This window comes from Streptomyces silvisoli (genome assembly GCF_029269905.1).
GTDB lineage: Bacteria > Actinomycetota > Actinomycetes > Streptomycetales > Streptomycetaceae > Streptantibioticus_A > Streptantibioticus_A silvisoli_A.
In genome coordinates this window covers 148,674-172,966 of the sequence record NZ_JARJBC010000005.1, presented here as the reverse complement: position 1 = coordinate 172,966, position 24,293 = coordinate 148,674, and the positions used below count along the sequence as shown (strand labels likewise).

Below are 24,293 nucleotides of genomic sequence, written 5' to 3'. Positions count from 1 at the left end.
CGTCAGGTGGGGTCCGGAAGACCTGCGTCCGCCGACAGGAGGGCAAGGCGGCGGCTCCACTGCAAGCCGGGCAAACCCATATAGATCCGGTTGTACCGGATCTATATGGGGAGCATGCTGGTCGTGAGCGGCTTGGCGATCAGCCAGGCGCGGACGCACGCTGCGCAGGAGCGAGACGAGGCGATCATGGCGGCAACGCCCGGCCAGCTCCGGTGCTCGCATGAGGAACAGGCCATATTGGACTGGTTGTTCAGCCAGTCACCGATCGCGGTGGCGGTCTTCGACGCCGATCTGCGCTGCATACGGCAGAACACCGCGATGGGCCGCCTCCTCGGCGCTCCACCGACGGACGGCCAAGCACACCGACTGTCGAGGCTCGCCTACGGCCCCGACCCGGCGGTGTGGGAACGCTGTGTGCGCCAGGTGCTCGCCACCGGCGAACCGGCTGTGGTGGACGAGATCCGGGGACGCTCAGCGGCCGACCCCGACCATGATCGGATCTTCGCCACCACCGCCGCGCCGCTCCACGACCAGCAAGGCCAGGTCTTCGGCGTCTGCACCACGGTGGACGACATCACCGAGCAGCACCGCGCCCAGGAGCGGCTGGCCATGATCAACGAGGCCAGCTCCCGCATCGGCAGCACGCTCGACCTGATGCGCACCGCTCAGGAACTCGCCGACACCGCGGTTCCCCGGCTCTGCGACTGGGTCACCGTCGACCTCCTGGACACCGTGCTCCGCGGCGACGAGCCCGGCCCCTTCACCCGGACCGTGGCACTGCGCCGGATGGCGAACCGCTCAGTGCTCGCAGGCGAACCGGAGGCCGTGCGCAAGCCGGGGGAAGTGGACTACTACCCGGCGCAGTCACCCCCGGTGCGCTCCATGGCGACCGGCAAGCCCGCCGTGCTGCGCACGCCCGACCCCGTCGTGCAGGCGTGGCTGGCCATGGACCCCGCGCGGGCCGCGCGCTTCCAGGCGTTCAAGTTCCAGTCGCTCATGCCGGTGCCGATATCCGCGCGGGGCGCGATCCTGGGCGTCACCGTCTTCTTCCGGCGCAGCGCGGATGCGTTCACCGACGACGACCGCCTACTCGCCCAGGAACTGGTCGCCATCGCCGCCCTCTGCCTGGACAACGCCCGCCGCTTCTCCCGAGAGCGCACGGCGGCCCTCGCGCTCCAGCACAGCCTGCTGTCCCAGCGTCTTCCGGCGCAGGCGGCGGTCGACGTCGCCGCACGCTACCGGCCGGCGGGTGGTCGAAGCGGCGCGGGGGGCGACTGGTTCGACGTCATACCGCTGTCCGGTGCGCGCGTGGCACTGGTGGTCGGCGATGTCGTCGGCCACGGCATCACCGCGGCGGCGGCCATGGGCCGGCTGCGCACCGCCGTACGCACCCTCGCCGATGTCGACCTGCCCCCGGACGAGCTGCTGACCCATCTCGACGACCTCGTCACGCGTCTCGCCACCGAGGACGACGGGCAGGCCGAGGCCGCCGAGCAGGGCGCCACCTGCACATACGCGGTCTACGATCCGGTCTCCCGGCGCTGCAGCATCGCCCGCGCAGGGCATCCACCGCCCGCCGTACTGGCCCCGGACGGCACGGTTGAGTTCCCTGAGCTGCCGCTGGGGCCGCCGCTCGGGCTGGGCAACCTCCCGTTCGAGGCGGCCGAGGTGGAACTCGCGGAGGGCAGCGTGCTCGCCCTCTACACCGACGGCCTGATCGCCTCCAGGGACCGTGATGTCGACGAGGGTCTGCGGCGGCTGCGCCGGGCTCTCGCCCGTCCCACGCTGTCAGCGCGGGCGCTGTGCGAGTCGGTCTTCGAGGAGGTACTCCCCGAGCGGCCTTCCGATGACGCGACGCTGCTGATCGGCCGTACCAAGGCGCTGGCCGCTGATCGGGTCGCCGGTCTGGGCATCCCGGCGGACCCCGCCGCCGTGGCCGATGCCCGTGCGTGGACCGCTCGCCGACTCGCCAGTTGGGGGCTGCACGAGGCGGCCTTCACCACCGAACTGGTGGTGAGCGAGCTGGTCACCAACGCGATCCGGCACGCCCAGCCGCCGATCGAGCTGCGGCTCATCCGCGACGAGACGCTGATCTGCGAAGTGTCCGACAGCAGCAACACCGCACCGCACATGCGCCGTGCGCGGAGCTTCGATGAGGGCGGGCGCGGGCTGCTGCTGGTCTCCCAGCTCACCCAGCGCTGGGGCACCCGGCACGCCCGGGATGGCAAGACCATCTGGTGCGAGCAGCCGATAGCAAGTGAAGCACCTTAAGTCCGTTTCACCCCATAGAGACGCTTAGCTCCTTTTCTGCATCTAATGCATTTTCTGCAGAATGTCGGCTGCGTTCATATACGGGCCAATTCCGACCGCGTTCGGGACGGAATATGCACATTCCGCACCGCTAACGTCACCATGCGTCCTTTCTGCCCTGCATCATGTGATGCGCGACATAGGGCGCAAGTCACTTACGAAGTGACCTAGTGGTTTACGTCCTCCTTACAGGACCAATGATGCGGGCCGAAGGTCCCGGTCACCGGCCCGCGCAACTAACCAAGGTAGTAAAAAGAGCAATTGTGGACCTATTTCCGAGCAGCTAAGAATGTCCCCGCCGCAGCGCACCGCTAGTCGAGATGCGGGCTTATTGCCGAGGGGACCGGCAACTGCGGACAAGCCCCCCGGAAGAGGTCTGCTCTCATGCCCACTCCTGCACCCAACCGCCGTAAGCGCCTTGGATTCACCAGTGGCGCCGTCATCGCCGGCACCTTCGCCCTCACCTGCCTGGCCGCGCCCGGCGCGGCCGAGGCCGCCACCGCGAGCTCCGCACCGGCGACGTACACCGTCCAGTCCGGTGACAGCCTGTCGGGGATCGCCCAGGCCGAGAACGTGACCGGTGGCTGGCAGGCGCTCGCCCGGGCCAACGGCATCACGAGCCCGTACGTCCTTCAGCCCGGGCAGCAGCTGACCCTCCCCGGCGGATCGACCGCGTCCACCGCGTCCAGCTCGTCCACCGCCTCCAGCACGCCCTCCGTGGCGACTGCCACCCCGGCCTCGGCCACCACCGCGACGTCCTCCTCGGCCACGACGAGCACGCAGTCGTACCCGAACAACCTGGACGGCTGGATCAACCACGCGCTGGCGATCATGCATCAGAACGGGATCCCCGGCAGCTACAACGGCATCCACCGCAACATCATGCGCGAGTCCTCCGGCAACCCGAACGCCATCAACCTGTGGGACTCCAACGCCGCCGCCGGTCACCCCTCGATCGGTCTGCTCCAGGTGATCCAGCCGACGTTCACCACCTACCACGTGGCCGGTACGTCATGGAACATCTACGACCCGGTCGCCAACATCACCGCCGCCTGCAACTACGCGGCGCACCGGTACGGTTCGATCGACAACGTCAACAGCGCTTACTGATCGCACCTCATAGCACCACCGAACCGCCGTGCGTCACGCGCGGCGGTTCGCCGTTTCCGCAACCGAGCGCCCAGGCGACGGCAACGCCCATGGTCGACGTGATCGAACCGTACGCCGCCGCGCGGTACGCGACCGCGACGCCTTCACGGTCGGCTGCGCGTCAGGCCTGATCGCCCCCGGTGCGGTGCGCGCTGCGCAGCCGATGACATACCGCGGGTCAGGCGTCTGTCCGCGGCGGCCTTCCAGGCCCACCCCGATGTGGATGGCGGTCACGATCAGCGGCATCCGCCCCCCGGCCACCCCTGCCCGACGCGGCGGGCATCCCGGCGCAGCCCTCTCATCCAGGAGCCGGCCGCCATCGCGGCGACTGAGCCGCGAGCAACCCGCACCGCCTCCACCCCGAGCCGCGCCAGCGGCACCCGCCGGGGGCCCGAGCCAAGCGCGGCCAGCACCGCGCCGGGGCCGACGCGGGGCCCCCTGATTTCCAGGCCTCCTGATTTCCGGGCCTTCGGCATTCCTTACAGCGCCTTCCCCACCCACCGGCCTATTTGTGTGACGGGCGCAATATGACCCACATCACACTAAGGGGGGTTCACTGTGATGCCCCCGATATGAGGCGCGTCACATACGAGGCCACTTAGTGGCAACCAGGTGCCCGCAAGCCGGGAATGGCGGGGGCTCACCCGCGAGTGAATGTCGCCGTACTAATCCAGGTCGTAGCCCACGCCGATTCTTATGTCTTGTTTTGCCCCTAATGCCTGGTTAATGCTTTTGGAGTCCCCGACGAAAGAGGTACCCCTCGCATGCTGCGCTTCACCAAGCCCTCGACCCGCCGCCTGACCAAGGCCCGTACCTTCGCCCTCAGCGGCCTCGCCGCCACCGGCCTGTCGGTACTCGCCGCGACCGCCGGCGCCCCGAGCGCATCGGCGGCCACCCAGAGCGGCAGCGTCGACAGCTGGATCAAGCAAGCCCTGGTCGTCATGCACGACAAGGGCATCCCCGGCAGCTACGACGGCATCCACCGCAACCTCATGCGCGAGTCCGCAGGCAACCCCAACGCCATCAACAACTGGGACTCCAACGCCAAGATCGGCACCCCCTCCAAGGGCCTCATGCAGGTGATCGACCCCACGTTCAAGGCCTACCACGTAACCGGTACCTCCTCGAACATCTACGACCCGGTCGCCAACATCACCGCCTCCGCCAACTACGCGGCACACCGCTACGGCTCGATCGACAACGTCAACTCCGCCTACTGAGCGCGCACTCCAGGCGAGACCCCCACTCCACGCGGGGCGACGGCACTCCAAGTGCCGCCGCCCCGCGCGGCGTTTCCTCCTTGCAACTGCCCTTCGGCCCAGGACTCCCGGCCGCTGAACCGATATCCAGCGCCGTAGCGGGGCGGGGTCGGCGGTGGAGCCCGTCAGACATCCACCGCGACGTAGATCTCGGTGTAGCTGTCGCCGTCGGCGCCGTAGTAGGTGCAGGTGCGCGCGACCAGGTCGACGTCGTACCAGACCACACCGGCCTTCCAGCAACCCTGGACGAACTCGTGGAACGTGGTCTCGCCCGCCTGGTCGGCGCGCAGTGCCTTGACGAGGGCCTCGCGATCGAACGCCATGACGTCGACCATGCCCGTGACCAGCGGCTCGCCCTGGTCGACGACGGGTCCGGCATCGGTGAGGTACAGCATCGCGTTTGACGGCACGGCCATGCGGCAGCGGGTGACTCCGGCCTGGCGCAGCGTCTCGGCCAGATAGGGGAACCCGCCGACCTTGGGGCGGATGGCGGCCGCACGTTCCATGGCGGCACGCACGTTCGTAGTCGCGGTACTCAAGGTGTCTCCGGATGGGTGAGGAGGTGGCGCCCCGGCATGGCGGGTCGGCTATCATGGCAACATGTTTCCAATAGTGCAACATGTTGCCAATCTAGGGGTTGCGCAATGAGTGACGAGATGGCCCTGCTGGTCGCGGACGTCTTCGAGGCGGCAGGAGCGCTGCGCAGGTCGGGCGAGGCGATCGCCGCGACCATGGGGCAGACGCAGGCCCGGTGGCAGTTGCTCAGCGTCCTCTCCGACGGGCCGCGAACCGTGGCCCAGGCGGCCCGCCGCCTGGGCATCGCCCGCCAGGGGGTGCAGCGCGTGGCCAACGACCTCGTCGGCGAGGACCTCGCCACCTTCCAGCCCAATCCCGACCACCGGAACTCACCCCTGCTGGAACTCACACCCGACGGACGTCACGTCCTGCGAGAGATCACGACCCGCGCCACCGAGTCCCACCGCGCGCTGGCCGCCGACTTCCCTCCGGGCGAGATCGCCGCCACCAGGGACCTGCTGCGCCGTCTCACCCACCGCGTCCGCCAACAGCAGGAGAGGTCTTCGAGCCCTTCACATGAGGCACCTTGACCGCAAACGTGACCTGGACACGCCAAAAAACCTTGGCGGTGAGCCTTGTTGTCTAACGTCGGCCGTGCATCAATGGGCCGTGGTACCGGTTGGCTGACTACTCGTCAGAACCGAAGCGGTCGGCGTGGGTTCGAACCGCTGTCTCGCGCGAACGCCGGTTAATCGCTGATCAATGCCCTGCCTCCGCCATGAGAGCGGTCGGCAACGCCGGTTCCCCCCACAGTTGCGCATCCGGAAGGGAAAGCTCATGCGGCATAGAAGGCTTGGGATCGGTGCGGTGCTCGGCTCCGGTGTGATCGTCGCGGCCAGCCTGGTGACCGCGCCGTTCGCGGGCGCGGTCTCGCCCGACACCGCCACGGTGTCGTTCGACTGCGGCTCCTTCGGCTCGGGTACCGCCACGCTCACCGCCTCCCAGGACAGCAGCACGGCCACCATCACGCTCTCCACCTCGGCGATCACCGCTCCCATCGAGGTTTCCGCCAACTCGGTCAGCTCGTCCCTCGTCCTGACCGACAGCAACTCCCAAACCGTGACGCTGACCGGAAACTCCAACCCGGACATCCCCGCGGGAAGCCCGGTGTCCACCGGCCCGCTCACCGGAACCGTCCCCACCGGTGACGGCCTCCAGGCCACCTCGCTCACGGTGACGGTCTTCGGCATCACCGTGACCTGTAACGCCACCTCGGCGCAGGACCCGGGCCCGTTCGTGTTCTGACCGCCGAACCGTTCCGTTTGACGCCCGGCCCCCGTACGTCGGCCGCTTCCCCCGCGGTGACGGACGGGGGCTGGACCATGGCCCATTTCGCCCTGGCCCCCCGCGATTTCAATCTCCGGCCAGCTCAATGTCTTGTGCCGCTGGGCGAGTTGCTGTGTGCTGTGACGCGGTCCCGATCTTGACATCGAGGTGGTCATGAACGAGTTCTCGCGCCGGCACGTACTCAAGTCCGCACTCGGTGTCGGCGGAGCCGCCGCCGCGGCATCGTTCCTGCCGCCGAACCTGCGGCGTGCCATGGCCGAAACGGCCCAGCGCCCCGGTTCGTTGGACGACATCGAACACGTCGTGATCCTCATGCAGGAGAACCGCTCGTTCGACCACTACTTCGGCACCATGCGCGGGGTACGGGGCTTCGACGACCCCGACGCCGCGAAGCTGCCCAACGGCCGGTCGATCTTCCACCAGCCGGATCCGGCCAATCCGGACGGCTACCTGCTGCCGTTCCACCTCGACACCAGAACCAGCAGCGCCCAGGCGATCCCGTCGACCAGCCACGCGTGGTCGGTGCAGCACGAGGCGTGGAACGGCGGCGCGATGGACAACTGGGTCCCCGCGCACCGCAAGGCCGACGGTGAGGCACACGGCCCGTACACCATGGGCTACTACGAGCGCGCCGACATCCCGTTCCACTTCGCACTCGCCGAGTCCTTCACCATCTGCGACGCCTACCACTGCTCGGTACTGGGCCCGACCTGGCCGAACCGGCTCTACCACTGGTCCGGCACCATCGATCCGAGCGGCGCCTTCGGCGGCCCGGTGATCAGCAACGTGATACCGAAGCCGTTCCGTTGGACGACCTACCCGGAGCGGCTCACCAAGGCGGGGATCTCCTGGCACGTGTACCAGGAGGAGGACGACTACGGCTGCAACCCGCTGGAGTTCTTCAAGGCCTTCCAGGACTCCGCTCCCGGTGACCCGCTCTACGAGCACGGCCTGACCATCGGCCCCGCCGACCAGTTCGCCCAAGACGCGCTCAACGACCGGCTGCCCACCGTCTCCTGGATCATCCCCACCTCGCCGCAGTGCGAGCACCCGGACTACCTTCCGGCGTCCGGCGCGGACTTCCTGGCCCGGCAGCTCGACGCGGTCGCCGCCAATCCCGAGGTGTGGCGCAAGACGGTCTTCATCATCAACTACGACGAGAACGACGGACTGTTCGACCACGTCATCCCGCCGACTCCGCCCTCTGGCACCCCCGACGAGTTCGTGGACGGCCTGCCGATCGGCGCCGGGATCCGGGTGCCGTGCATCATCGTCTCGCCGTGGACGCTGGGCGGCTTCGTGTGTAGCGAGCCCTTCGACCACACCTCGGTGCTGCGCTTCCTGGAGCGGCTCACGGGAGTACGGGAGACCAACATCAGCGAATGGCGGCGGCGCACCTTCGGCGACCTGACCTCGGCGTTCGGCTTCAAGCACATCCGGCCGTTCCCTCAACTTCCCGCGACGAAGCACCAGTTGTGGGTCGCCGAGCACGAGGTCGCAACGCTGCCCGCACCACCGGTACCGGGCAAGGACCAGACTCCCCCGCACCAGGACGAGGGTCCCGGACTCAAGCCGGTCGCGACGTCGGACACCACACCGAGCGCACTCAGCGGTACCCGCCAGTACGCCACCAGCCGGGTCGTCGAGAACTCCACCACACACAGCGCCGACTTCCCGCACGGCACCGCGGGCACCGACTTCCCCGGTATCCAGGACTCGGTCCCCAAGACCGGTCCGACCAGCGGTGTCCACGCCTATGTGGCGGGCATCGTCAGCTACTCCATCGCGGCCATCGACACCTCGAACCACAAGCTGGTCGCCAGCATCCCGTGCGGGCCGAACCCGTACGGCATCGCCCGGACGCCGGACGGCAGCAAGCTCTACGTCACCGAGTCCGGCGGGAGCGCCGTCTCCGTACTGGACACCAGGAAGGGCACGTTCGCCCCCAGCGTCACCGTCGGCCTCTACCCGCACGGCGTCGCGGTGTCGCCGGACGGCACCAGCGTCTACGTGGCCAACACGGGTCCGGACACCGGTCCCGGCGGATCCCGGACGATCTCGGTGATCGACACCAACTCCGACAGGGTACGGGCGACTTGGCAGGCCGGTCTCGCCCCGCACGCCGTCGCGGCCAGCCCGGACGGCAGGCACCTCTACGTCACCTGCGCCGACGGGCTGGCCGTCGTGGACACCGGGCACGGCGCACCGCGCACCCACCTCACCGGCCAGGCGCGGGCCAACGGCGTTGCGGTACATCCGGACGGCAAGCACATCTACGTGGCCAACACCTGGCAGCGGACCGTGTCGGTGATCGACACCCGCAGCCACCAGGTCGTCGCCCGGGTCCGGGTCGGCAAAACCCCCTGGCAGCTGGCGGTCAGCCCGGACGGTGCCCGCGTCTACGTGACCGGTGCCGGAGACGACACCGTCACGGTGCTGGACGCCGCGCGCCACACGGTGCTGCGTACGGTGCGGGTGCACCATGTGCCGACCGGGATCACCGCGACGGACAGCGCCGTGTGGGTGTCCACCAATGCCGCCAGCACGGTGGACGTGATCGACGCGAAGACGCTGGAGGTCGTCGCCAGCACTCCGCTCGGCCTGTCGACCGAGCCCAGTGGAGTGGTGATCGCCTAGGACCACACCCCGGCGGGGACTCTTCCGCGCGCCCAACTGCTACGCGTTGGTGCGTGGATGATCCCAGTGTCTACAGCCTCGCGCGCCCCGGCTCCCAACGTGGAGCCGGGGCGCTGTGGTGCTTCACGGTCCGTCCCGCCGTTCCACGGGGCGGCCGCCCCGGCAGGTCGGCGGCCGGTGCGTCCCGGGAGCGCCGGATCGCCTTGCCGCGCTGGTCGTCCGCCGGTCACGGTGCTGGCTGTCCGCCGCGAGACCACAGGGATGAGGCGGACCACTGAGTGCGTCTGCTGCTCCGGTTGTCGCGGGTCCATGGGCGTCCGCCGTCACGGCGACGGTGTCAACGGCCGTGCCAGCCGGGGCCCGCACCGGCTCCGAGCGGCGGCGTTCACGGCTATCCGGACATCGGCACCCGGGACCCGCCGTTCGGGCGTCGGCCCGCGGGGACCGGCCGCCGCTCGGCCACCACCAGGCCCACCAGGACCGCCGTGGTCACCGTCAGCGCCAGCCAACCGCCGACCCAGCGCGCGGCGGGGACACCGATACCGACGGCCACGGCGCCCACCAGGCGCGACACCGGCCACGTCCCGGCCAACACGCGGTGGAAGTACGCCAACCCCGCGAGAAAGAGCGCGGCTCCGAGCGGCAGCATTCCCAACGGCAGCCCGCGCAGCGGTGTGTCGAACGAGTTGATCGCCTTCTGCATGCCGACCGCCGTGACGGCGATGCCGAAGATCATGACGAGATACGCATAGCCGAACGAGTACAGCGCGACCCGCGAGCGCCGCTGCGCCGGGACGCGGTGCAGCAGTTGCTCGCTGTCCCGTTCCTCGCGGTCGAAGTACAGCCACCACATCGCGGCACTGAGGGCGAGCGCCAGTAGCGCGCCCGCCACCACCGTCACCAGGTCTCGCTGGCCCGTGGCGGCCGATCCGACCTCGACGATCGACTCTCCAAGCAAGATGATCACCGCGAGACCGTGCCGTTCCACGAAGTGCCCGACGCCGACCGTGAATCCGCCGACGCCGCCGATGAACGGCGTCAGAACCTGGAGCGCGCACGCCAGGGCCAGCCCCGGCAGCCGCCAGCGGTCCGGGGCCGCACCGGCGGCCAGCACGATCAGCGCGCTGGCCAGATTGAGCGGCCCGATCCGGGTGATGCCCCGGTGCCCGGAGGTCCCGATGAATCCGACCGTGTGCACCAGCACGACGACCAGATACGCCGCGCCGAGCACCACACCCCACAGGCCGGTCTCGAAGGACCTCGGCACGGCCAGCGACATCACGAAGAACGCCGCGGTACCGACCAGCAGGAGCAGCCGGGCTCCGGTCCGCTCCAGGTCAAGGGCGTTGGTGAGCCAGGCGTAGCCGCCGTACATCCACCAGGTGATGGCCAGCAGGACGATGACCCGGGCCAGTCCCTCCCCGGTCGGCAGGGCGGTGAGGACCGAGGCGATCTGGGTGATCGCGAAGACGAAGACCAGGTCGAAGAACAACTCCAACGGCCGCACGCTCTGCGCCGCCGCGGGCGCGTTGTTCGCTGTGCTCACCAGGGGATTGTTCCAGACGGCCACCGCGTTGCCGGATCTTGGGTGTGCGGGGCCGCGCCGCCCGCGTGCGGGCGGCGTCAACGGGCCGTGGTTCAGGCGGACTTGACGGCGGAGATGTCGAAGGTGAGCTTGACCTTCTCGCCGATGAGGACACCGCCGGTCTCCAGGGCGGCGTTGTAGCTCAGGCCCCAGTCCGTGCGGTTGATGGTGGTACTGCCCTCGAAGCCGACGCGCTCGTTGCCGTACAGGTCCTTGGCGCTGCCGTTGAAGGTGAAGTCGATCGAGACCGGCTTGCTGGTGCCCTTGATGGTGAGGTCGCCGGTGAGCCGGTAGGTCTCGGCGTCGATCTGCTGCGCGGAGGTGCTGCGGAAGGTGATCTCGGGGTAGGTCTCGGCGTCGAAGAAGTCACCGGTGCGCAGGTGGCCGTCGCGCTGCTCCTGGTTGGTGTCGATGCTGGCGACCTTGATCACCACCTCGGCGGTGGAACGGGTCGGGTCGCCGCCGTCCAGGTGGAGCTTGCCCTCGTACTCGGAGAACTGGCCGCGCACGGTGGTGACCATGGCGTGCCGGACGGCGAAGCCGATCTCGCTGTGCGTCGTGTCGATGGTGTAGGCGCCGGTGAGGTGCGACAGGTCCTCGGTGGCGGGCGCGGCGGCGCTGGTGGTCTCTGGCCTGCGGTTGAAGATGCCCATGATGACTCCTCGGGGAGAATTAATTGAAACTTGAACTTTCAAGGCTCAGCGTAGGGCAGTTTGGTTTAATGTTCAACAGGTCGGGCGGAGAATCCTCCGTTCGGCCGAATCCGGCGGATACCCGTCGCTACGCCGACACCAGCGGGCGTCCGCCGTCCGCCGCGGGACTCGCCGCGACCCGCTGTTCCAGTCGGGTCCGCACCTGCGGCCACTCGTCGTCCAGGATCGAGTAGAACGCCGTACCCCGCACCATGCCGTCCAAGCCCCGGGTGTGTGCCCGGTGTACCCCGTCGAGGACCGCTCCGAGGCGTTCGATGGCCGCGCGGGAGCGCGTGTTGCGCGCGTCCGCGCGGATCGAGACGCGCCGCACACCCCAGGTCTCGAAGGCGTGCCGCAGCATCAGCAGCTTGGCCTCGGTGTTGATCCCGGTGCCCTGGGCGCGGGCGGACAGCCAGGTGCCGCCGATCTCCGCGGCGTCGGGGGTCGCGGTGAGCGGATCGCCCAGCGGGCCGCGCGGGGCCGGCGGCCAGATCACCGGCCCCTGCCAGTAGTCCAGCTCGCAGAACCGTGTCGCCCCCACCACCAGGCCGTCCGCCGCCCCCACCGTGGCGAAGGGCAGCGCCCGGCCCGCCGCCTGGGCCGCCAGCGCCTCGGCGACGTACCGTTCAGCCGCCTCCAACCCACTGGGGACCGGTATGAAGGCGTGGTCGCCGCGATCGTCACTGGCGGCCACCGCCAGGCCCTCGACGTGATGCTCGGCGAGCGGCTCCAGGCGCACGGTGCGGCCATGGAGGAATACGGGTGCGGGCACTGGGTCCTTCAGCGGTGCGGCGGTACTGGGTTCGGCGAGGAATGACTCGGTGCCGACAGGCGTACGGTCGCGCCATGTGATGGCTGCGAGGTTGTCGGTCGGTGGACGCCGGATGGCTGACAGGTTGAAGATCGACTGGACACCGGCCCCCGGAAATCACGTCGGCCGCGGGGACGGTGGCCCCCGCGGCCCCGTGGTGGTGGAGGGTGTCAGCGCCGCGCCGCGCCCCGGTCCAGCAGCTGCTGTGCGTACAGGCTGGTGGGCATGGTGTGCCTGCCGGGCGACTCGACCTGCCCGTCACTGCCCTTCTGCAGGGTCCCGGTGCAGCCGACGGCCCAGTTGTGGGCGGTGGGCGGGTCCTGGACCATGTACTGCTGGGTGGTGCAGTTGTACGCGGTGCTGTTGGCGTCGGACCAGCCGTGGCCGCTGCCCCGGTTGCCGTTGTTGACCAGCAGCAGCGAGCCGTCCAAGGTCACGTTGTCGTAGAGCGTGCCGCTGCCCCAGCGCTCGTGGCCACCGGCGTCGTAGCTCGTCTGCACCAGTGTGGCCCGGCAGTTGGCGAACACGTTCGGCCCGGCCTGACGGCCGTAGGTGGAGAAGGCGTGGATCTTGGCCGCGGTCACCGCGCAGTCCTGGACCAGGTTCTCCTGCCCCTGGAGCAGGTACGCCTCGGAACGAGCCGAGCTGTCCGTGGTGATCATGTTCAGGGCCCGGGTGTGCAGCACCGAGATCCGGCGGCTCTGCGGGCCGAGGAAGGTCTGGCCGCTGCCGCCGAAGTGGTGCCAGACGACGTTGTTCACCCAGGAGTCCTGCACCGCGTTGAACTCCCAAGGAGCCGCGTTGTAGAAGGACTTGGCATAGTCGGGCGCCCCGGACATGGCCTGGCCGTCCTCGCTGAGGTTCTCCACGCCGACGTGGTCGATGCGCGGGAAGGTGTAGCGGTAGACGGTGGCCTGGGCGTACTTCTTCTCCAGCGCCGTCGTCAGCGGGATGTCGACGGTCACCTTGTCACCGTTGATGGCGGTGATCTTCCGCTCCGACTTCAGGCTCCAGTTCGGCTTCCACACGTCGGTCATACCGAGCGCGTCGATCCACGCCTGGGTGGCGGGCCGTTCGACCACCACCTCGTCGCCGACCGAAAGGCCCTGGGTGCTGGCGAGGGTGACAGTGGTGCCGCCGACGGGCACGTAGTCGTCGGTGACCTGCTGGGCGGCGCCGACGGTGGTGTAGCGGGACTTGGTGCCGATGGTCACCAGGGTGCGGACGGTCGGCTGGTCGGCCACCAGGGACGTGCCAGAGGAGTCGGCACCCGCGCCCCGCAGGACCACACCGCTGGCGTCGATGTGCAGCTGACCGGCGATGTGGTAGGCGCCTGGGGCGAGTTGGACGGCGCCGCGGAACCCGTCGGCGCCCCGCGGCAGCGCCGAGGCCCTGTCGATGGCGGCCTGGATGGTCGCGGTCTGGTCACCGGTGCCCGGCGCGGGGACGGTCACCCGGGTGGGCACCTTCGGCAGCGGTATGCCACCGCCGTCGTACCCGGCGTACGAGTAGTCGGGGATGCGGTTGCCCTCTGCGTCGTGTCCGTACACCAGGTGGTCGCCGCTCATACTCAGCCAGTTCCCGGTAGTGGGCGAAGTGGCCTGTGCGTGGGCGTCGTTGGCGCCCTGGGCACCGCTCTCGGCGAGGACGGCGACCGCCGTTCCGGCCAGCACGGCCGCCGTCGCCATGAACAGGTAGCGGCGCTGGCGCTGTTGGCCTCTGGGCCGTGTCACGGTCATCTCCTCTTGAAGATCGCTAGGGGTTGGAACACGGCGATCCTATGAGGGGGACGGATGGCATCGAGAGCGGTCAAACCCACCAACAGGCGTCGGCGAAATGAACGTTCGAACCTCTTCCGGCGTTTCCACCGAAACCACTTGACTACTCGTCAGTCAGCACCCGGGAGGGTGTAGTGGAGCTTCTCCTTCGCGTTTGCGCCGAGGCGGCCGTAGAAGCGGACCCCGCTCTCGTTCCAGGCGGGGGTCGGCCACTGGACCTCGCCGAGGCCCGGAGCGCGCGTCTCGGCGGCCACCGCTTCCACCAGCTCGCCCCGCGCGGCGTGTCTGGCCGGGCCATCTCAACCGCAGCTGATCGGCTGTACCTATGAACCATCGCGCAGAACAACGGAACGGCTCCACCCGACCGCGTCTGATCGATCGGTGGCGAGCGGTGGCGGACGCCAACCTCTCCCCCACCAAGAGGCCTCTGGTGATCACCTGGGCCTCCTTCGGAGCCACCTTCGGTACGGTGCGGCTGATCACGCACGGCATCCGTGGCGGCTGGCTGCCGTGGGGAAACCTCTCCGCGGCCGGTGAGCACCTGCACCACTACAACCTCGGCATCGCCGCCCTCACCGGCGTCGGCATGGTCGCGGTACGCGGGGACGAGAAGGCCGTCGGGCATCCCGCGGTGGCCGCCGCCTACGGCGCGGGGTGTGCGCTGATCGCCGATGAGTTCGCGCTGCTGCTGGACCTGCAGGACGTGTACTGGGCCAAGCAGGGGCGGGTGAGCGTGGATGTGTCACTGGGCGTCATGTCCGTGCTCGGCGCCTACCTGACGGCGGTGCCCTTCTGGCACCAGATCGCCCGCGTCACCCGCCACCACTTCGCCACGGCGCGTACGCAGGCGTGAGGCGCCGTCACTGCGGCGCCACCAGCGCCACGGCGGCCTCCGCCGTGTACATCAGGAAGGTGAAGGTCTCCTGGAAGTAGAGCCGGATGCTGGTGTCGTCGTGGGAGAGATAGCCGATCGACACGTCCTGGCCGATGCGCAGTTCGAAGTCACCGCCCCGGGTGGACAGCAGGAACGCTCCGTCGATGGCGGGAGCCCAGATGATCTCGCCGTCCAGGACCCGGTCTATGTGCTTGTGTATCGGATAGCCGTGATCTGACGTCTCGTTGACGGCGGTGTACGCGTCGGCACTGAGCGCCAGCGTGTACGCGCCGCCAACGCCCGCCAACCGCAGGGTGCTCACCGCCTGGCTGATGGCGGTCGGGTAGTCGCGCACCTCGGTCGGCAGGGTCAGTGCGGGGTTGGACGTAGCCCGCCGTACGCCGTCGACGCCCGCGGCCGGATAGCCCTCGAAGACCGCCCGGTCCTCGGCGAACGCCATCTTCCGGGCCGCGTCCTTGACCGGCTGCCAGTCAGCGTCCTTGGCGCCGCGCTCCACATCGTCAACCTGCTGGCGGTCGACGGTGAACGGCACCCGCAGTTGCACGACCTGCTGCGATCGGCGGGTGTGGGCGAGCACGCCGTCGGCCGGAGGATCGATGGCGGTCAGATGGCCGGTGCCGACCGCCGCCAGTTCGACACCTGCGGGCTCGGGCAGGTCCACGATGCGGCGGCCCGCGACATGGCGCTTGAAGGTGCGCCGCGCCTCTTCCTCCATGTCGGCCCATGCGGCGTCGGAGATGGGCGCCAGTTCACGATGCAGGTTCTTCATCGGGGGCGCTCCTGTTCAGGTTGCCGATTCCCAGCGAGCCGTCGTCCGGCCACGCGGTGCTTTCCTCTGGTGGTGCGGCGACGGCGGCGCCAGCCGTTCCGGGTGGCTCGGGCAGGTCGTCCAGGAAGTCCGCGCTGGGTACGAAGAACAGCGTTCCGGTCACGGCCGTGGAGAAGTCGAGGATCCGGTCGTGGGCGGCCGACTCGGTTCCCAGGAACATGTTCTCCAGCATCTGCTCGATGACGGCGGGGGTACGGGAGTAGCCGATGAAGTAGGTGCCGAACTCGCCGCGCCCGACGCTGCCGAAGGGCATGTTGTCGCGGAGGATCTGTCGCTCGGTGCCGTCGGGGTCGGTGATCGTGTTGAGCGCGACGTGCGAGTCGGGCGGTTTGACGGCGTCGTCCATTTCGATGTCGGAGAGCTTGGTACGGCCGATCGCCCGCTCCTGGGCCTCGACCGGCAACGCGTCCCACGCCCGCAGGTCGTGCAGGTACTTCTGGACGACCACGTAGCTTCCGCCGGTGAACTCGGCATCCTCGTCACCGATCAGCACCGCTTCCTCGGCTTTGCCGCCGACCGGGTTCTCCGTGCCGTCCACGAAGCCGAGCAGGTCGCGTTGGTCGAAGTACCGGAACCCGTGCACCTCGTCCCGTACCGTCACCGCGCCACGCAGCCGGTCCATGATCTCGCTGGCCAGTTCGAAGCACAGGTCCAGCCGACCGGCCCGGATGTGGAACAGCAGGTCACCCGGTGTGGAGACGGCTCGGTGCTCGGCGCCCACGAGTTCCCGGAGCGGATGCAGCTCGGCCGGGCGGGGTCCGCCGAACAGCCGGTCCCAGGCGTCGGAGCCGATGCCCACCACACAGCTCAACGCGTCAGCCTGGGCGGACCGGAAGCCGACGGCCCGCTTCAGTCCCGGCAGGTCCGGTAGCAACTCCCGTGCGACGGGCTCGCCGTCCGGGTCGATGGTGACCACCAGGAAGATCGCCGCGTTCGTCAGCGGACCGAGCACCGGCTGGGGGATCGCCGCCCGGGCGGGACAGGCCATCGCCACACACCTCCGTGTGTCGGTCGTCCCCGCCGCATCCCATTTTCCTCCGCGCCCGTACTCCCCGCATCCCGTACCGGGGAGGGGTGAACCTTCACGGAGGTGCGGCGGCCCGTCCGCCACCCGATGGACCACGACTCGTTGCCCAAGCGGTCCGCCTGGACCCGACTTGGCCTGGCCGTAGCCGAATTGGCGGCGCATCGGCACGCCGTCCCGGGGAGGCTGGCACCGCGTCCGCGGCGACGGTGCCGCCAAGTGGGTCAAGCACGCCGCGGGCGCCGCGCGGTCGAGCCCGGCGGCGGTCCGCGGGCCCGAGGGCGCGTCGGACGCCAAGTACGCAGGTCATTCCTAGAATGGGTGCCATGGCGCGCAAGGCCCTTGCCGGGCTCGTTCCGGTGGTCGCGGTGGCACTGGTCGCCACCGGCTGCGGGAGCACCAACAACGTCGCCGGCGGCCCCAGCGGTGGCGCCAGCTCCACGGCCGGGGCGGACTTCGGCGCCCAGGTCTGCGGGTCCGGCTACCACGCGCCGCACTTCCCGGCGCCGTTCGGCGAGCTGCCGGGCGGCGCGAGGACGCTGTCCGGGGCCGGGTCGACGTTCGTGGCGCCGTTGATGTCGTACTGGACCAAGACCTACAGCCAGGCCACCGGTGTGCAGGTGGCCTACCAGTCGATCGGTTCCGGTGGCGGTGTGGCGCAGATCCAGGCCCGCACGGTGGACTTCGGTGACAGCGACACCGGGATGACTCCGGCCGAGCAGGCCAAGGCCAAGGGTCCGGTGCTGCAGCTTCCGCTGCTGCTGGGCGCGGTGGTACCCACGTACCACCTTTCGGGTGTGAAATCCGGGCTGAAGTTCACCGGCGACGTGCTCGGGAAGATCTACGCCGGGAAGATCAAGGCGTGGAACGACCCGGCGCTGACCGCACTGAACCCCGGGAAGAAGCTGCCGAACGAGCCGATCGCGGTGGTGCACCGCTCCGACGGCTCCGGCACCACGAACATCTGGACCGACTTCCTCTCCGAGCAGTCCCCGACCTGGGTGCACGCCCTCGGCGGCCCGAGCCGCAGCACGGGCAAGACGGTGGCCTGGCCGGTCGGTATCGGCGGCAAGGGCAACGAGGGCGTCTCCGGGCAGGTCAACCAGACCGAAGGCGCGCTGGGCTTCCTGGAGCTGCACTACGTACTGGCGCAGAACAGCACGTACGGGCAGGTGCGCAACAAGGCGGGCCGGTTCGTCCAGCCGTGCGTCGCCACCGTCACCAAGGCGGCGAACGGCGCCACCTACCCCGCCGTCCTGCACCGCGCGGTGATCGACGGCCCCGATCCGAACGCCTACCCGATCACCGGCACCAGCTACGCGCTGCTGTACCGGAGCCAGACGGACCCGGCGAAGGCCGCGGCCCTGGTCAACTTCTTCGCCTGGGTGCTGTCCAAGGGGCAGGACCTCAACGCGAACCTGAACTACGCCCCCCTGGGCCAGGACCTGCGGAAACCGGCCGTGGACCAGCTCAAGCGGGTCACCGTCAACGGCAAGCCCGCCGTCACCTAGCCACCGCCGGGCGGCGGGAGAGCCCAGGCTTTCCCGCCCCCGGCGCCGCCCGACCCCGGGACGACAGATGAACCCCCTGCCCGGCTCCCCCACCCCGTGGCGGCGGGTGCGCGCCCGACGGGGCGGCACCGACACCGTCTTCCGGTATGCCGTCAGGTGCGCCGCCGCACTGGTGATCGTGGTCCTGGTGGCGACCGCGGTGTTCCTGGTGCAGCAGGCGTGGCCCGCGCTGCACCAGTACGGGATCCTCAGCTACCTGGGCTCCGACCGTTGGGCGCCGTCCGAGGCCACCGCCACCGGGAGGCATCCGAACCCGTACGGCATCGCGCAGTTCGTCTACGGCACCGCGGTGACCTCGCTGATCGCGATGGTGCTCGCCGTACCGGTCGCGGTGGCCGTCTCGCTGTACCTCACCGAGATCGCGCCGGGCTGGCTGCGCAGGCCGCTGTCCGGCCTGGTGGACCTGCTGGCCGCGATCCCCTCGGTGGTGTACGGGTTCTGGGGCATCTTCGCGCTGATCCCCGCGGTGCGCCCGGCCGGGGTCTGGCTGTCCCGGACCCTGGGCACGGCGCCGGTGATCGGGCCGCTGTTCGCCGGTCCTTTCTTCGGCGTCTCCTATCTGGTGGCCGGTCTGGTGCTGGCGATCATGATCCTGCCGATCATCACGGCGATCTGCCGCGAGGTCTTCGCCACCGTCCCCACCGCGGACAAGGAGTCGGCACTCGCGTTGGGCGCGACGCGCTGGGAGATGGTGCGGATGGCGGTACTGCCGCGGTCCCGCTCGGGCATCACCGGCGCCGCCGTGCTCGGCCTGGGCCGGGCGGTCGGCGAGACCATCGCGGTCACCATGGTGATCGGCAACAACGTGCTGTCGATCACCACGAGCATCCTCGGTCCCGGGTCGACCATGTCCTCGGTGATCGCCAACGAGTTCACCGAATCCACCGAGCCGTTCCACCTCCAGTCGCTGATGGTGGTGGGTGCCTGGCTGCTGGTCATCGCGCTGGTCGTGAACACCGTCGGCAAGCTGATCGTCCGGCGTACCGGAGAGGACATCGCGTGATGGCCGCACCCACGTCCGCGTCCGCCGCCCGCCGTGGTCTGCCGCGTCGGATGGCCGTCAACGCGGTGATGACGGTGGTGCTGGGGCTGGTCACCGTCGGTGTGGTGGCGCTGCTGCTGTGGATCCTGGCCTATGTGGCCGGTCAGGGGCTGAAGTACCTCGGGCCGATGTTCCTGACCCGGACACCGCCGGGGGATCCCTCGCAGGCGGGCGGGGGGTTCGCCAACGGCATCGTCGGCTCGGTGGTGATCGTCGGCATCGCCACCGCGCTGTCGGTGCCGATCGGCATCGCCGCCGCCGTTCACATGGTGGAGTACCGAGGCCGGCTGGCCAGGGCGTGCGGCTTCCTCACCGACGTGCTGATCGGTCTGCCGTCCATCGTCACCGGGGCGTTCGTCTACGCGCTGTGGGTCGCGCACTTCGGGTTCTCCGGGTTTGCGGGGGCGGTGGCGCTCGGACTGATCATGCTGCCGCTGATCATCCGGGCCACCGCGGAGGTGCTGCGGCTGGTGCCGGTCGAGCTGCGCGAGGCCAGTCTGGCGCTCGGGGTGAGCCGGGCCCGCACCATCATGGCGATCGTGCTGCCGACCGCCCGCTCCGGGATCACCACCGGGGTCATGCTCGCGGTGGCCCGTGCGATGGGCGAGACAGCGCCGCTGCTGCTGACCGCGCTGGGCAACGACCTTTTCCTGGAGGCGAATCCGGCCCGTCGGATGTCCACCCTGTCGTTGCAGATCTTCAGCAACGCCATCACGGGGTTCGCCACCGCGCAGGCCCGGGCCTGGGCCGGGACGCTCACCCTGATCGTCATCGTGCTGGTGCTCAGCGTCGGCGCCCGGCTGGTCGGCCGCCGCGGCATCGTCAGGAGTGCCCGATGAACCACGTACCCCCGACCTCCGACGCGGCCGCGGCCGCGGCCCGGATCGACGTGGTCAACCTGACCGCCCGCTACCACGGCCGCCCCGCGGTGGCAGACGTGGACCTGGCCATCGAACCGCGTCAGGTGACCGCCCTGATCGGGCCGTCCGGCTGCGGCAAGTCCACGCTGCTGCGCTGTATGAACGGACTGCATCTGACCGTGCCCGGCGCGAGTGTGACCGGCCAGGTGCTGCTGGATGACGCCGACATCTACGCCAAGGACAGCAACCCGGTCGAGATCCGGCATCGGGTCGGCATGGTCTTCCAGCGCCCGGCGCCGTTCCCCACGATGTCCGTTCGCGACAACGTGCTGGCCGGGCTGCAACTGGGCCGACGGCTCGGCCGTGGCGCCCCGCACGACGAGATCGCCGAACGCGCGCTGACGAAGGCCGGGTTGTGGCACGAGGTCAAGGACCGGCTCAAGGCGCCCGGCGCGAGCCTGTCCGGTGGCCAGCAGCAACGGCTGTGCATCGCCCGGGCGTTGGCGGTGGAACCGGAGGTCCTGCTGATGGACGAGCCCTGTGCGCACCTGGACCCGATCTCCACGCTGACCATCGAGGATCTGATCAGGGAGATCAAGGAGACGTACACGGTCGTCATCGTCACCCACAACATGCAGCAGGCGGCCCGGGTCGCGGACACCACCGCCTTCCTGACCATGTCGGCGGTGGGTGAGCCGGGTCGGCTGGTCGAAGTGGGGCCCACCGAAAGGATTTTCAGCTCCCCGCGGCGGCAGACCACCGAGGACTACATCAGCGGGAAGATCGGCTGATCCCGCGACATGCGCGGGATCAGGGACTTTTCCCGTTCGCCACCGACGGGGCCAACCGCTGCCGCCGATCTCCTACCTCCCGTGGCTGATCACGACACTGCTCTCGCACTGCGTCCCCACCAACTGGTCAGGACCCGCTGCATCCGCCGCTTCGACTCCTGGCTGTGCCTGGCACGTACTGGCGACCGGCAACGGCGGCTGGTGGGCCGACCGCCCGTACGGCGCACGGGCGTTGGCGGTACGGTGCGCCGACCACTGTCTGCTGCGCGGCGATCCGAGGGTCTGCACGCCGACCGGGCTGGCCCCGCTGGCCGGTGCGTACATCGACGCGCCCCAGCGGTTCCTGCCGGTGCTCGGTGCGGCCTTCCGCTGGCTCACCCCCTGGGAGCGGATGGTGTACCTACGCGAGGAACCGGCGCCCCGGGTCGCCGCACCGGCCGGGGTCACCGTACGACGGCCGACGGGTTCCTGCTGGCGGTCGAACCGGACCTCGCCTGGCTCGCCGAGCCCTGGCGCGGTCCCCGGCAGCTCGCGGGCCGCCGTCTCCTGTGGGGCGCGACTCGCTGTCGGGGCGCCCGCCGCAGAGGGCAGACCGCGCACGGCGGCCTGACCTCGTCACCTCACGCCGAGTCCGTGCCCTCGCGGCTGGTGGGTGCGGCGGGCAGCGAGAGCACCATGGTCAGTCCGCCGCCCGGAGTGTCCTCGGCGGTGAGGGTGCCGCCCATCGCCTCCGCCAGGCCACGGGACAGGGCCAGTCCCAGACCGAGGCCGGCGTTGTTGTCGTGGTCGCCGAGCCGCTGGAACGGCTCGAAGACCCGGTCCCGGTCCTGCTCCGGCAGTCCCGGGCCGTGGTCGGTGACCCGCAGTTCGACGTGGTGGGCGAGGGTGCTGGCGCTGACGAGCACCGGTCGGCCCTCGGGCGAGTGGCGTACCGCGTTGAGCACCAGGTTGGCGATGACCCGCTCCAACAGCGGTGGATCGGCGATCACTTCACCGGTCCGGTCGAGCCCCCGGGTCTGTACGGGCACGGAGGTCGGCGGCAGCGAGTCCAGGGCCAGCGGCATGACGTCCTCGAACCCGGTGGGCTGAAGGTGCACGGGGAGCGCACCGGCCTGTAGACGGCTCATGTCCAACAGGTTGTCCACCAGCCGGTTGAGCTTGATGAGCGACTCCTCGGCGGTGGCCAGCAGTTCGTCCCGGTCCTCGGCGGAGAACTCCACATCCGCGCCGCGCAGCGAGGTGACCGCGGCCAGGCCGCTGGCCAGCGGGGTGCGCAGATCGTGGCTTACCGCGGCGAGCAGCGCGGTACGGGTACGGTCGGCGGCCTTGACCGGCTCGACCTCGGCGGCGGTCTCGGCCAGCCGGGCCCGGTCCAGCGCGGCGGCCAGGTGGGCGGCGAAGGCGGTCACCACCCGGTGCTGGGAGGCGGGCAACCGGCGCCCCCTGAGCACCAGAAGGCTGTTCTCGCCCACCGGAACCTTCAGTACCGCCGTGTCGTCCGGGGCTTCGTCGTCCGGTGCGGTGCGCGGCAGCAACTCCGCGGAGTCCATGCCGAACGTCTCCCGCGTCCGGTCCAGCAGCACCTCCACCGCCTGGTCACCGCCGAGGATGTTGCCCGCCATGGACGAGAGGGTCTCCGCCTCGGCGGTGGCGTTCGCCGCCCGCCGGGCCAGTCGCTGCGAGCGGTCCACGATGGCGGCGACCGTGACCGCCACTATGGCGAACGCGGCCAGTGCCAGGACGTTGTTGGGCTCGGTGATGGTGAACTCGCCGATGGGCGGGATGAAGTAGTAGTTCAGCAGCAGGGAGGCGGTGACCGCGGACAGCAGTGCCGAGCCGACACCGCCGATCGCCGCGACCCCCACCACGGTCAGCAGGAGCAGCAGCGCCTGGCTGGTGAGGTTCAGCCCGCTGCCGACGCCACGCAGCGCCACGGTCAGCAGTACCGGCAGCAGCACCGCGGCGACCGCCCCGGCGATCCGTCGCACCAGCGGCGCCCGGACGCCGGAGACCGCCAACCGGCGTCCACGGCCCATCCGTTCATGGGTGACCATGTGCACATCGATGTCACCGGACAGCTCGACGGTGGTCTCGCCGATGCCGCGCCCGTTCAGCAGGTGCTCCAGCCGGTTGCGGCGGCTCGTGCCGAGCACCAGCTGGGTGGCGTTCTCCGCGCGGGCGAACTCCAGCAGCGCGGTGGGCACATGGTCGCCGACTACGGAGTGGAAGCTGCCGCCCAGGCTCTCCACCAGCTTGCGCTGACTGGCGAGGGCGGCCGGAGACGCGCCGGAGAGCCCGTCACTGCGCACCACATGGACGGCGAGCAGATCTCCACCGGAGGCCCGGCTGGCGATCCGCACCGCGCGGCGGATCAGCGTCTCGCCCTCCGGCCCGCCGGTCAGCGCCACCACGACGCGCTCACGGGTCTCCCAGACCCCCCCGATGGCGTGCTCGCTGCGGTACCGCTGCAACGTCTCGTCCACCCGGCCCGCGACCCACAGCAGCGCCAACTCCCGCAGCGCGGTGAGGTTTCCCACCCGGAAGTAGTGCGACAGCGCCGCGTCGACCTTGTCCGGGCCGTAGATGTTGCCGTGCGCCATCCGGCGGCGCACCGCCTCGGCGGGCATGTCGACCAGTTCGATCTGCTCGGCGCGGCGGACGATCTCGTCGGGCAGGGTCTCCCGCTGCGGCACCCCGGTGATCTTCTCCACCACATCGTTGAGTGACTCAAGGTGCTGGATGTTGACCGTGGTGAGCACGTCGATTCCGGCGGCGAGCAGTTCCTCGACGTCCTGCCAGCGCTTGGCGTGCCGTCCGCCGGGGATGTTGGTGTGCGGTAGCTCGTCAACGAGCGCCACTTCGGGGCGGCGTGCGAGGACCGCGTCCAGGTCCATCTCCTCGAACTCCCGCCCCCGGTACTGGCGCCGGGTCCTGGGCAGCAGCTCCAGGCCGACCAGCATCTCCTCGGTGTGCGGACGGTTGTGGCACTCGGCGTAGGCCACCACCACATCGGTGCCGCGGCGGGCCCGGCGGCGCCCTTCGTCCAGCATACGGTAGGTCTTGCCGACCCCGGGCGCGGCGCCGAGGAAGACCTTCAGCCTGCCGGGTCGGCCGCCAGGCGCGGCGGCCGTGCCGATGCTCCGCGTCACCCGGAGCCCTCCTTGACCGGACGGCACGCCGCCCGGGCGAGGGGGAGC

General features: G+C 69.9%; 21 protein-coding genes and 1 pseudogene. 13 read left to right on the top strand and 9 right to left on the bottom strand.

Features of this window, described 5'->3' with window-relative positions; genetic code table 11:
- Window positions 1–114 precede the first annotated feature (114 nt).
- The 3 genes from P3G67_RS10675 to P3G67_RS10665 all read left to right on the top strand — a co-directional run bounded on the left by P3G67_RS10675 (window position 115) and on the right by P3G67_RS10665 (window position 4,679).
- A complete protein-coding gene (locus P3G67_RS10675) occupies window positions 115–2,271 on the top strand; it encodes a SpoIIE family protein phosphatase (protein WP_276093214.1) in 2,157 nt (718 codons plus the stop codon).
- A gap of 423 nt (window positions 2,272–2,694) precedes the next feature.
- Entirely contained in the window at window positions 2,695–3,420 is a 726-nt protein-coding gene (locus tag P3G67_RS10670; RefSeq protein WP_276093213.1) for a LysM peptidoglycan-binding domain-containing protein, read from the top strand.
- An 803-nt stretch (window positions 3,421–4,223) separates the two neighbouring features.
- Window positions 4,224–4,679 carry a transglycosylase SLT domain-containing protein gene (locus P3G67_RS10665; protein ID WP_276093212.1) on the top strand — a complete coding sequence of 152 codons (456 nt, stop codon included), beginning with the start codon at window positions 4,224–4,226 and terminating at the stop codon, window positions 4,677–4,679.
- Between the two features lie 164 nt (window positions 4,680–4,843).
- Here the strand turns inward: P3G67_RS10665 and P3G67_RS10660 are convergent, their stop codons facing one another.
- Window positions 4,844–5,257 carry a DUF1398 family protein gene (locus P3G67_RS10660; RefSeq protein ID WP_276093211.1) on the bottom strand — a complete coding sequence of 138 codons (414 nt, stop codon included), beginning with the start codon at window positions 5,255–5,257 and terminating at the stop codon, window positions 4,844–4,846.
- Between the two features lie 105 nt (window positions 5,258–5,362).
- Here P3G67_RS10660 and P3G67_RS10655 point away from each other — a divergent pair, with 105 nt between their 5' ends.
- The 4 genes and pseudogenes from P3G67_RS10655 (at window position 5,363) to P3G67_RS10640 (ending at window position 9,218) form a co-directional block, all read left to right on the top strand.
- Window positions 5,363–5,824 carry a MarR family winged helix-turn-helix transcriptional regulator gene (locus P3G67_RS10655; protein ID WP_276093210.1) on the top strand — a complete coding sequence of 154 codons (462 nt, stop codon included), beginning with the start codon at window positions 5,363–5,365 and terminating at the stop codon, window positions 5,822–5,824.
- A 247-nt stretch (window positions 5,825–6,071) separates the two neighbouring features.
- Window positions 6,072–6,539: a hypothetical protein gene (locus P3G67_RS10650; RefSeq protein ID WP_276093209.1), complete on the top strand. Its 468-nt coding sequence runs from the start codon at window positions 6,072–6,074 to the stop codon at window positions 6,537–6,539.
- A gap of 195 nt (window positions 6,540–6,734) precedes the next feature.
- A pseudogene (locus tag P3G67_RS10645) lies at window positions 6,735–8,141 on the top strand (alkaline phosphatase family protein); the annotation flags it as partial.
- Window positions 8,142–8,339: 198 nt separating this feature from the next.
- Window positions 8,340–9,218 carry a YncE family protein gene (locus tag P3G67_RS10640; RefSeq protein WP_276093387.1) on the top strand — a complete coding sequence of 293 codons (879 nt, stop codon included), beginning with the start codon at window positions 8,340–8,342 and terminating at the stop codon, window positions 9,216–9,218.
- Window positions 9,219–9,609: 391 nt separating this feature from the next.
- Here P3G67_RS10640 and P3G67_RS10635 read toward each other — a convergent pair whose 3' ends face one another.
- The 5 genes from P3G67_RS10635 to P3G67_RS10615 all read right to left on the bottom strand — a co-directional run bounded on the left by P3G67_RS10635 (window position 9,610) and on the right by P3G67_RS10615 (window position 14,338).
- Window positions 9,610–10,764 carry a low temperature requirement protein A gene (locus tag P3G67_RS10635; RefSeq protein WP_276093208.1) on the bottom strand — a complete coding sequence of 385 codons (1,155 nt, stop codon included), beginning with the start codon at window positions 10,762–10,764 and terminating at the stop codon, window positions 9,610–9,612.
- Window positions 10,765–10,856: 92 nt separating this feature from the next.
- On the bottom strand, window positions 10,857–11,456 hold the full coding sequence (locus tag P3G67_RS10630) for a YceI family protein (RefSeq protein ID WP_276093207.1): 600 nt from the start codon (window positions 11,454–11,456) through the stop codon (window positions 10,857–10,859).
- Window positions 11,457–11,583: 127 nt separating this feature from the next.
- On the bottom strand, window positions 11,584–12,267 hold the full coding sequence (locus P3G67_RS10625; RefSeq protein WP_276093206.1) for a GNAT family N-acetyltransferase: 684 nt from the start codon (window positions 12,265–12,267) through the stop codon (window positions 11,584–11,586).
- A gap of 209 nt (window positions 12,268–12,476) precedes the next feature.
- Window positions 12,477–14,039, bottom strand: coding sequence for a peptidoglycan-binding protein (locus P3G67_RS10620; protein WP_276093205.1), 1,563 nt, complete (start codon window positions 14,037–14,039; stop codon window positions 12,477–12,479).
- Window positions 14,040–14,194: 155 nt separating this feature from the next.
- A complete protein-coding gene (locus P3G67_RS10615; RefSeq protein ID WP_276093204.1) occupies window positions 14,195–14,338 on the bottom strand; it encodes a hypothetical protein in 144 nt (47 codons plus the stop codon).
- 137 nt (window positions 14,339–14,475) lie between these two features.
- On the opposite strand from P3G67_RS10615, the gene P3G67_RS10610 reads away from it, so the two are divergent.
- Window positions 14,476–14,937, top strand: coding sequence for a hypothetical protein (locus P3G67_RS10610; protein WP_276093203.1), 462 nt, complete (start codon window positions 14,476–14,478; stop codon window positions 14,935–14,937).
- A 7-nt stretch (window positions 14,938–14,944) separates the two neighbouring features.
- Here P3G67_RS10610 and P3G67_RS10605 read toward each other — a convergent pair whose 3' ends face one another.
- Complete coding sequence (locus P3G67_RS10605) at window positions 14,945–15,748, bottom strand: family 1 encapsulin nanocompartment shell protein (RefSeq protein WP_276093202.1); 804 nt, start codon at window positions 15,746–15,748, stop codon at window positions 14,945–14,947.
- Window positions 15,729–16,796, bottom strand: a complete 1,068-nt coding sequence (locus P3G67_RS10600; protein WP_276093201.1) for a Dyp-type peroxidase — start codon at window positions 16,794–16,796, stop codon at window positions 15,729–15,731. Before P3G67_RS10600 ends, P3G67_RS10605 begins: the two co-directional genes overlap by 20 nt.
- A 362-nt stretch (window positions 16,797–17,158) precedes the next feature.
- On the opposite strand from P3G67_RS10600, the gene pstS reads away from it, so the two are divergent.
- The 5 genes from pstS (at window position 17,159) to P3G67_RS10575 (ending at window position 21,706) form a co-directional block, all read left to right on the top strand.
- A complete protein-coding gene (pstS, locus tag P3G67_RS10595; protein ID WP_276093200.1) occupies window positions 17,159–18,343 on the top strand; it encodes a phosphate ABC transporter substrate-binding protein PstS in 1,185 nt (394 codons plus the stop codon).
- Window positions 18,344–18,410: 67 nt separating this feature from the next.
- Window positions 18,411–19,406: a phosphate ABC transporter permease subunit PstC gene (gene pstC / locus P3G67_RS10590; RefSeq protein WP_276093199.1), complete on the top strand. Its 996-nt coding sequence runs from the start codon at window positions 18,411–18,413 to the stop codon at window positions 19,404–19,406.
- Window positions 19,406–20,284 (top strand): phosphate ABC transporter permease PstA, encoded by an 879-nt coding sequence (gene pstA / locus P3G67_RS10585; RefSeq protein WP_276093198.1) that lies wholly within the window; start codon window positions 19,406–19,408, stop codon window positions 20,282–20,284. The genes pstC and pstA overlap by 1 nt, the downstream gene beginning before the upstream one ends.
- The gene (locus P3G67_RS10580) at window positions 20,281–21,096 is read left to right on the top strand and encodes a phosphate ABC transporter ATP-binding protein (protein ID WP_276093197.1); all 816 of its coding nucleotides are present in this window, start codon (window positions 20,281–20,283) and stop codon (window positions 21,094–21,096) included. The genes pstA and P3G67_RS10580 overlap by 4 nt, the downstream gene beginning before the upstream one ends.
- 232 nt (window positions 21,097–21,328) lie before the next feature.
- A complete protein-coding gene (locus P3G67_RS10575) occupies window positions 21,329–21,706 on the top strand; it encodes a hypothetical protein (RefSeq protein ID WP_276093196.1) in 378 nt (125 codons plus the stop codon).
- A gap of 10 nt (window positions 21,707–21,716) precedes the next feature.
- On the opposite strand, the gene P3G67_RS10570 is transcribed toward P3G67_RS10575, so the two are convergent.
- Entirely contained in the window at window positions 21,717–24,245 is a 2,529-nt protein-coding gene (locus P3G67_RS10570) for a sensor histidine kinase (protein ID WP_276093195.1), read from the bottom strand.
- Between the last annotated feature and the right edge of the window lie 48 nt (window positions 24,246–24,293).